The organism is Nonomuraea candida (assembly GCF_000725485.1).
Taxonomy (GTDB): domain Bacteria; phylum Actinomycetota; class Actinomycetes; order Streptosporangiales; family Streptosporangiaceae; genus Nonomuraea; species Nonomuraea candida.
Window position 1 is genome coordinate 259505 of sequence record NZ_JOAG01000019.1, and the last position, 8065, is coordinate 267569.

At 71.0% G+C, this 8065-nt stretch carries 8 protein-coding genes; 4 read left to right on the forward strand and 4 right to left on the reverse strand.

Features of this window, described 5'->3' with window-relative positions:
• Positions 1-50 precede the first annotated feature (50 nt).
• Positions 51-2696, forward strand: a complete 2646-nt coding sequence (locus IO39_RS20365; protein ID WP_245642081.1) for an AAA family ATPase — start codon at positions 51-53, stop codon at positions 2694-2696.
• Here the strand turns inward: IO39_RS20365 and IO39_RS20370 are convergent.
• Positions 2670-3032: a DUF2255 family protein gene (locus IO39_RS20370; RefSeq protein ID WP_043625276.1), complete on the reverse strand. Its 363-nt coding sequence runs from the start codon at positions 3030-3032 to the stop codon at positions 2670-2672. The two genes, IO39_RS20365 and IO39_RS20370, sit on opposite strands and share 27 nt — an antisense overlap.
• A 116-nt stretch (positions 3033-3148) precedes the next feature.
• On the opposite strand from IO39_RS20370, the gene IO39_RS20375 reads away from it, so the two are divergent.
• The 3 genes from IO39_RS20375 to IO39_RS20385 all read left to right on the forward strand — a co-directional run bounded on the left by IO39_RS20375 (position 3149) and on the right by IO39_RS20385 (position 6053).
• On the forward strand, positions 3149-3388 hold the full coding sequence (locus IO39_RS20375) for a hypothetical protein (RefSeq protein WP_157548653.1): 240 nt from the start codon (positions 3149-3151) through the stop codon (positions 3386-3388).
• 6 nt (positions 3389-3394) lie between these two features.
• Positions 3395-5332, forward strand: a complete 1938-nt coding sequence (locus IO39_RS20380; protein ID WP_052423113.1) for a multicopper oxidase family protein — start codon at positions 3395-3397, stop codon at positions 5330-5332.
• Between the two features lie 145 nt (positions 5333-5477).
• Positions 5478-6053, forward strand: coding sequence for a hypothetical protein (locus tag IO39_RS20385; RefSeq protein WP_211267076.1), 576 nt, complete (start codon positions 5478-5480; stop codon positions 6051-6053).
• On the opposite strand, the gene IO39_RS50800 is transcribed toward IO39_RS20385, so the two are convergent.
• From IO39_RS50800 to IO39_RS52765, 3 genes are all read right to left on the reverse strand, one after another.
• Positions 6027-6764: a hypothetical protein gene (locus IO39_RS50800; protein WP_052423114.1), complete on the reverse strand. Its 738-nt coding sequence runs from the start codon at positions 6762-6764 to the stop codon at positions 6027-6029. The genes IO39_RS20385 and IO39_RS50800 overlap by 27 nt on opposite strands.
• Positions 6765-6921: 157 nt before the next feature.
• On the reverse strand, positions 6922-7392 hold the full coding sequence (locus tag IO39_RS20395) for a hypothetical protein (protein WP_043625285.1): 471 nt from the start codon (positions 7390-7392) through the stop codon (positions 6922-6924).
• A gap of 19 nt (positions 7393-7411) precedes the next feature.
• The gene (locus IO39_RS52765) at positions 7412-7600 is read right to left on the reverse strand and encodes a hypothetical protein (RefSeq protein WP_084773148.1); all 189 of its coding nucleotides are present in this window, start codon (positions 7598-7600) and stop codon (positions 7412-7414) included.
• Positions 7601-8065 lie beyond the last annotated feature (465 nt).

Consider the following 8065-nt stretch of genomic DNA (forward strand, 5'->3'; position numbering starts at 1 on the left):
GTGATCTGCTGCATAGTGACATGGTTGTCGCAGCTATGGACATATCGCTGGTGGGACGAGACGTAGAGATCGGACGCCTGGGCGGGCTGATCGACGCGGCCCGGCAGGGGCAGGGCGGTGCCCTGGTCCTGCGCGGTGAGCCGGGCATCGGGAAGACCTCGCTGCTGAGTCATGCGGCGGAGACGGCGGGCGACTTCCTGGTCCTGCGGGCCTCCGGTGCGGAGTTCGAGACGGAGCTGCCGTTCGCGGTCCTGCACCAGCTCTGCGCGCCGGTCCTGGGTGACGTGACGGCGCTGCCCGCCCCGCACCGCAAGGCGCTGGAGATCGCCTTCGGCCTGGACACCGGCACGCCCGATCCTTTCCTGGTCGGCGTCGCGACCCTGGGCCTGCTGGTCGAGGCGGAGCGCCCGCTGTTGTGCCTGGTCGACGACGCGCAGTGGCTCGACCACGCCTCGGCGAGGGCGCTGGCCTTCCTGGCCCGCAGGGTCGCCGCGGAGCGGGTCGCCCTGGTGCTCGCCGTCCGCGAGCCGCACCGGGTTCCCGAGTTCGAGGAGCTGCCGAGCCTGGCGCTCAAGGGCCTCGGGGAGACCGACGCCCGCGCGCTGCTGACCGCCGCGATCCGCGCCCCGCTGGACGAGCGCGTACGCGACCGCATCCTGGCCGAGGCCCGCGGCAACCCGCTGGCGCTGCTGGAGTTGCCCAGGAGCGCGGGTCTGGCCGGCATGGCCGGCGGCTTCGCCCTGCCCTCCTCGGCGGCGAGCGTGATCGAGCAGAGCTTCCGCACCCGGCTGGAGCTGTTGTCGCCGCAGGCCCGGCTGCTGCTCACCGTCGCGGCGGCCGACCCGGTCGGCGACCCCGGGCTGTTGTGGCGGGCGGCCGAACTGCTGGGCATCGAGCCGTCGGCGGCCACCGAGGCCGCCGCGCTGGTCGAGTTCGGCACCAGGATCCGCTTCAGCCACCCCCTCGCCCGGTCGGCGGCCTACCGCGCCGCCTCCTCGGCCGATCGGCAGCGGGCGCACGAGGCGCTGGCCGCGGTGACCGACCCCGTCGCGGACCCCGACCGGCGGGCCTGGCATCTCGCGGAGGCCAGCACGGGGCCCGACGAGATGGTCGCGGCCGAGCTGGAGCGGTCCGCCGCCCGCGCCCAGGCCAGGGGAGGCGTGGCCGCGGCCGCGGCCTTCCTCGAACGGTCCGCGGCGCTCACCCTCTCCCCCGGCCTCCGGACCGAACGCGTGCTCGCCGCGGTTCAGGCCAAGCTCTCGGTCGGCGCGTACGACGTGGCGGCCGAGCTCCTCACCAGCGCCGAGACCGCCGCGCTCGACCAGCGGCAACGGGCCAGGGTCGATCTGCTGCGCGGGAAGCTCTCGTTCGTCCGCCGCCGGGGCGGTGAGGGGCCGACGACCCATCTGCTGAGAGCGGCCGCCCGCCTGGCCGATCTCGACCCCGCCTGGTCGCGGGCCTGCTACCTGGACGCGATGGAGACGGGCATGCTGATCGGCGGCCTGGGACCGGTGGCGGAGGCGGCACGCCAGGCGCCGCCCGCTCCGCAGCCGCCCTCCAGCGCCGACACCCTGCTGGACGGCCTGCTCACGCTGGTCACCGACGGGCACCTGGCCGCGTCCCCCGTCCTGCGGCCGATCGTCGGGAACGTCGGCGACGAGGTGTGGGCCCGCTGGCCGTCCATGGGCTTCATGCTGGCCGTGGAGCTGTGGGACCACGACGCCCTCCACGGCATCGCCACCCGCGTCGTCGCGGCGGGCCGCGAGTCAGGCTCGTTCCACCTGCTGCCGGTGGGCCTGGCCATGCTGGCCACGGCCGCCGTCCACGCGGGCGACTTCGGCGCCGCGACGGAAATGATCTCCGAGGAGGAGGCCATCGCCGCGGCCACCGGCGCCGCGCCGCTGGTCTACCCGCGGATCCACCTGGCCGCCATGCGCGGGCGCCGGGAGGAGGCCACCGAGCTGTTCGACAACGTGCTCGCGGCGAGCCAGCGGATGAGCCTCAGCGTCCAGTGGGCGACGGCCGTGCTCAACAACGGCCTGGCCGACTACCGGGCCGCGCTGGAGGCCGCCCGGCAGGCCGTCGCACACGGCGATCTCGGCCTGTCCGGGCTGGCGCTGCCCGAGCTGGTCGAGGCGGCCGTCCGCTGCGGCGAGACCGAGCTGGCCGCCTCGGCGCTGCGTACGCTGTCCGAGCGCACCCAGGCCGGTCAGCACGCGTGGGGACTGGGGGTCGAGGCCTACTCCCGTGCCCTGGTGACCGAGGACGAGGACGCCTACCGCGAAGCCGTCGAACGCCTCGACGGCAGCCGGATGGCGATCCACCGCGCCCGCGCCCACCTGCTGTACGGGGAGTCGCTACGGCGCCGGGGACGGCGGCGCGAGGCCCGCGAGCGGCTGCGCACGGCGCACGAACTGCTGTCCGACCTCGGCGCGCAGGCATTCGCCGACCGCGCGGCCGGCGAGCTCCGGGCCACCGGCGAGCACGCCAGGAGCCGTTCGTCGCAGGCGTCGGACCAGCTCACGCTGCAGGAGCTGCACATCGCCCGGCTGGTCGCCGACGGCACCACCTCCAAGGAGGTGGCGGCCAAGCTGTTCCTCAGCCCGCGCACGGTCGACGCGCATCTGCGCAACATCTTCCGCAAGCTCGGCCTCACCTCACGCAAACAGCTAAGAGACCTCCCCGACATTCGCTAGCCGCATGGTGGTCGCTGCCGCCTCCGGCCCCGTGATCGTCTGCACGGGGCCGGGCCAGCTCAGCACGTACTTCGCCCGGTAACCCTCGGAGACCCGGTCGACCAGCGCGGGCTCGTCCACCGGCACGAGCCGTACGGGCACGACCGCCCCGCCCAGCTCGATCTCCGTCGCCGCCTTCGCCAGCACCCTGCGGTACCACCCGCTCCGGTGACCGAAGGCGGAGCGGACATACGCGGCGCCGTCGATCACCACCACCCAGATCGGCCTGGCCGACCACCTTCCGTCCGCGTGCCGCACGCGCATCACGATCTCCTCTGCCTGCTCGAGATTCTCCATGAGCTCACCGTGCCGCCGGGGGGATCGCGACGGCGTCGGCGATGACTGCCTATGTCCCGGGCGTAGGCAGTCATCACCGACGCGAGGAGACAGGCCCGGCCCTCAGAGTGAGCGTCGTGACAACGATCGACGAAACCCCGTACACGGCCCCCGCCGGGGAGCCCGAGAACTCCATGCCCGAGAACCCCACGCCCGAAGTCGGCGCACCGCAGAAGAAGAAGAGGAGGGCCAAGCGGCGCCTGGCGAAGGGGCTGGCGTGGTCGGCGCTGCTCTTCACGGCCGCGCTTGTGCTGGCCGAGCCGTGGCTGCTGCTCCCCACGGCCGCCATGCTCGCTGCGATCGCTCTGTGGGACTGACGCGCGATGTTCGAGCCTCTCTTCCTCACGGACATGCTGCTGGCCTTCGCGGTCATGACCGCCGCCGCGGCCCTGGGCCGCAGGGACCGGCGGCCCCGCTGGATCCTGTACGGCACGGCGGCCCTCGTCCTGGCCCGGCTCGTCGTGGCGGGCCTGCTGCTCACCGGCGGGCTGCCGCTGGCCGACACCCGGCTTCTCCTCCAGGTGCCCCTCGCGGTGGTCCCCCTGGCCCTGGCCTTCTTCCGGCCTGAGGCCCAGCGCCCCGCCGCGGTGGGCGTGGGACTGTCCGCTCTATGGCTGTTCCTCCCGTACGCCCAGCAGGAGACGCACGTCGCGCTGGCCGTCTCCCTGGCGGCGATGGGGCTGACGTACCTGCTGAGCCGCCGGCGCGGCCCCTGGGCGACGCTCGGCTTCCTGATCGCGCCCACCGTCGTCCTCGCCCTTGCCTACCAGGGCAACGTGGCCGCGTCGGGCGCGATGGCCGGCCACGACCACCACATGGACACGACCACCGGACACCAGCACCACACAGGCACGGCAGCCGGACACCAGCACCACACGGGCACAACGGCCGGACACCAGCCCGGCACGGGCACGGCAGCCGGACACCAACACCACACGAGCACGACAACCGGACACCAGCCCGGCACGGGCACGAGCGTCGCCGACCTGACCGGCCCCAGGGACAGGACGCCCGATGTGCGGGTCACCCTGACCGCCGCGCACGGCAAGGTCAAGCTGGCCTCGGGCCGCGAGATCGACGCGCTGACCTTCAACGGCCAGGCCCCCGGTCCGCAGATCCGGGTGAAGAAGGGCCAGCTGCTCGAGGTCACGCTCCTCAACACCGACGTCGAAGAGGGCGTGACGCTGCACTGGCACGGCGTGGACGTGCCCAACGCCGAAGACGGCGTCCCCGGCGTCACCCAGGATGCCGTCATGCCCGGCGGGAGACATGTCTACCGATTCGTGCCCGACCGGGCCGGCACGTTCTGGTACCACACCCATCGCGTCTCCTCCCTGACGGTCGAGCGCGGCCTGTTCGGCTCGCTGATCGTCGAGGACGGCCAGCGGGGCGTGGAGAAGACCGTCTTCACCCACCTGTGGCCGGGCGCCGACGACCCGATCGCCGCCTTCGACACCGCCGACCAGCCGGTCAGGCAGGCCGTCGCGGCGGGCGAGCCGGTGCTGCTCCGCCTGATCAACAGCTCGGAGGAGCCGCACCGCCTGCACATCGACGGCACCCCGTACACCGTGACCGCCATCGACGGGAACCAGGTCCAGGGGGCGACGCCGCTGCCCCGGGGCACCGACCTGCTGCTGGCCGCGGGCGGGCGCTTCGACGTCGCCTTCACCATGCCGCCCGGCACCGTCAGCCTGTCCATCGACGTCAACGAGATCCCGAACACCGCCGCCCTGGCCCTCAGCCCCGACGGCACGGCGCCACCCGAGCCCTCGGCGACCGGCCCGCTCTTCGACCCCCTGACGTACGGAACGACGACGCCCATCGCCGACGAGACCTACGACCGCACCTTCGACCTCACGCTGGACGACGGCTTCGGGTTCGCGCTCGGCTCGTTCACCTACGTGAGCAGCTCCATCAACGGCCGCCTCTACCCCGCGGTGCCCACGCTCATGGTCACCGAGGGGGACCGGGTCAAGATGCGCATCGTCAACCGGAGCATCATCGACCACCCGATGCACCTGCACGGCCACCGCGTCCGCGTCCTGTCCCGCAACGGCGTGCCGGCCACCGGCAGCACCTGGTGGACCGACACGCTCAACGTCGCCCCCGGCGAGATCTTCGAGATCGACTTCACCGCCGACAACCCGGGCGTCTGGATGGACCACTGCCACAACTTCGAACACGGCTCGCAGGGCATGATCATGCACTTGGCCTACACCGGGGTCGGCACCTCGTACACCGAGGACAGCATCCCCGAATGACCGGCACCTCCCCGCCCCAGGCGGGGACGCAGCCATTCCAGGACACCGACAGCCACCCGTGAGGCCATGCCCCGGCCCCGCGGCGTCAGCTCCGTGCGGCTTCCGCCGAGGTTTCATCCAGAATGGAGCAGTGCGAGGACCATGGGTGCATGCAGGCCGGCTCTGGACGAACGGCGATCCGTTCCTCGTCGTCGACGCCGCACTGCGCGGCGCGTGGCGTGGATTCAGCGACAGCCGGTACGACGACATCGTGGATCTCGGCCCGGAGACCACCGGCATCCCGGTCGGCGCCGGCCGGGCAGCCCTCGTCGGCACCGACGGAGTCGTCCGCGATGACAGCTGGCTGGAGGTCTTCGAGGGAGAGGACGGCGGCATCGCCGTCGTACAGGCGTCCGGCCCGGACTACCCGCGGGTCCTGACCGAGGCCCTCCGCCACCCGACGACAGACGATGACGACGGTGACCCTCTCGTGGTGCACAGCGGCGAACTCGCCCTGTTCAGCGCCGCCTGCGACGGGACCGGACCACACTCACAACCCTTGGTACCGGCCCGCCCAGGACCGCTGCCACCGGTGCACGGCCGACCGCCGCACGGCGGCGATCCGGGCCTGCTGATGACGACGGCGCACACGATGTTCGCGTTCAAGGTGCGCTGGTTCACCCAACTGGACGAAGAGAACTGCTTCGCCCGGTGGCTACTGACCCCTGCATCCCCCGAGTAACCCCAGAGCACCCAAGTGAACGGGCGAGGGAATCGGCCCCTGCCATCTCCCCTGACCGTTGACGAGCGCGTAACCGACTACGAGGCCAGACGGTCTTCTACCTGCACCACAACCACCGGGCTCACGTTCCTTGCCCATATCGCACCGCAACCGCTGAGACAGGCATCGAGAGCTCGCACCTGGCACGGGAAGGGACCCTAGACGCAGATCCAGCAATAGAGGCATCTGATCTTCCTGCTGTGCCCGTTGAGCGAGACCTCGCAGCCCTGTGATGACCTCCCGGAGGTATCCACCCGCCGGTGGCACGTCGGCGAACTCCTCGATCCGCTCCCAGCGCTCAGCGAGTTCGTCCAACCTGCCGTCCGGGATTCCGGCGAGCGTGTCGCGCACGTCCGCGGGAAGCTCTTCGATCCCCGGCCCCTCCTTGTAAGGGGAGTCCTCCGGCAGGGCCTCCCACTCCTCCGTCGTCGCCGGAGCATCCTCGGGCGGCGGGTAGACGGTGACCGTCCGTACCAGGTCCAAGCTGTACGGAACGTCCCTGACGAGGGCTACGAGCTGCCCGAGTATCACGCCGGGATCGATCCCCTTGGCATCCACCGCATCGAACGCCGGTACACCCGGCATGGGCTTCTCGACAGCACGGGGACTATCAGGCTCATCGGCGGCGGCCTGCCTGTTCGCCGCCCGGTAGTAGTCGTAGGAAACCCCCATCGGACCCTCCGGCCTTGATCGCTGGACTTCTGTGCCCGCGACACATTAGGCGATCGTACGTACGTGCGAAAGATGCCTGACACCGCCGTAGCAGGCCCCACAAGGGAATCGAACCGCATCTGCAGCTCGAAGGACGATCATCCCCGTGCGTAGCACGTCACGGGAGCTGCGGCCAGAGGTTCAGCCACCGATCGATCCGCGCTCTCACCGGTCCCTCCGCCAGCTGATCCGCGGTCAATTTCATGGGCGCGAGGAGGTTCTTGCAGATACGCAATGCCAAGATCTCATCGCGAGGACGCGTTCGCCAGCCCACCGCCCAGTCGACCGCCTGCTCCAGGTCCAACGGCAGAACCGCGAGGACGTCCGAGGCCAGTCGATCCGGATCCCACAGCGGGTCATCGCCGGGGCCGAGATCGGCGATCAACAGCGCTCGAAGGTTGAAACGGCTCACGTTCGCCTTCCGCGTGAGGTAGCCGGCCCGCTCCGCGCCGTCGAGGGCCGCGAAGGCGACCCTGGCCCAGATCCGCCGCGCCTCCCCCTTGCCAGGATCCTGCGCGTAGAGCAGATTGCGCTGCCATGCCGCCAGCCACGAATTGATGTAATCGGTGCCGAACTCGACACCTTCCATACTGCTCATCATCTTGCAGCTACCGCTTCTCGGCCCTGTAGCGCTTGAGGAGCGCTGTGATTCTGTGGTGGTCACGTGCGCCGTTCAGTTCGCCGAGCAGGCCATCAGGACACAACTCGTAGAGGTCACCCGACCAGCGGCGCGCCTTGTCGTCCCAGATCCGGTAGCGGCCGGGGACGCCTCTGGCGACGTAGCGTCTCCTGCTCATGGTTCGCCACCGTGCCACCCGCCGGTTCGGACGGCAAGTGCGGCGATCACCACGTGGCGCGGTGGGCCGGAGCCGAGGTACGAAGCCCTGGACCTTCGATCGCCCCTGCCACGTTCGCTGGCCGACCATGCCGTGGCTGATCGTAAGGGCTGCGTCTGTACGGCGGCGTGGCAACTCTGGTCGGGCCCCCGGTCCGTGCGGTGGTGCGGGCGTGCGGCCCGGTGTCCCGCCGCCTTGACCCTCACAAGCGCTATTCGGCACCGGCTGCCCCGGGGCTTTTCGGCGGTACAGGGCGACGTCACCCCGCGCATGCTCCAGATCATGAGCTGCGACCTGGTATAACACTGCCGGCTCCATCCCGCGTATGGGGGCTCACCCCGGAGTGTGGACACCGGGCGTTATGCGGCGAGCAGTACCTTATCGGTGGTCTGCTGCTCGTAGTCGATGGGGCTGAGGTAGCCGAGT

Excerpts from the sequence above, each read along its gene's own strand:
- IO39_RS20370 (WP_043625276.1), bottom strand. The coding sequence starts at position 3,032 with ATGGAGAATCTCGAGCAGGCAGAGGAGATCGTGATGCGCGTGCGGCAC.
- IO39_RS52765 (WP_084773148.1), bottom strand. The coding sequence starts at position 7,600 with ATGAGCAGGAGACGCTACGTCGCCAGAGGCGTCCCCGGCCGCTACCGG.
- IO39_RS20395 (WP_043625285.1), bottom strand. The coding sequence starts at position 7,392 with ATGGAAGGTGTCGAGTTCGGCACCGATTACATCAATTCGTGGCTGGCG.
- IO39_RS50800 (WP_052423114.1), bottom strand. The coding sequence starts at position 6,764 with ATGGGGGTTTCCTACGACTACTACCGGGCGGCGAACAGGCAGGCCGCC.
- IO39_RS20380 (WP_052423113.1), top strand. The coding sequence starts at position 3,395 with ATGTTCGAGCCTCTCTTCCTCACGGACATGCTGCTGGCCTTCGCGGTC.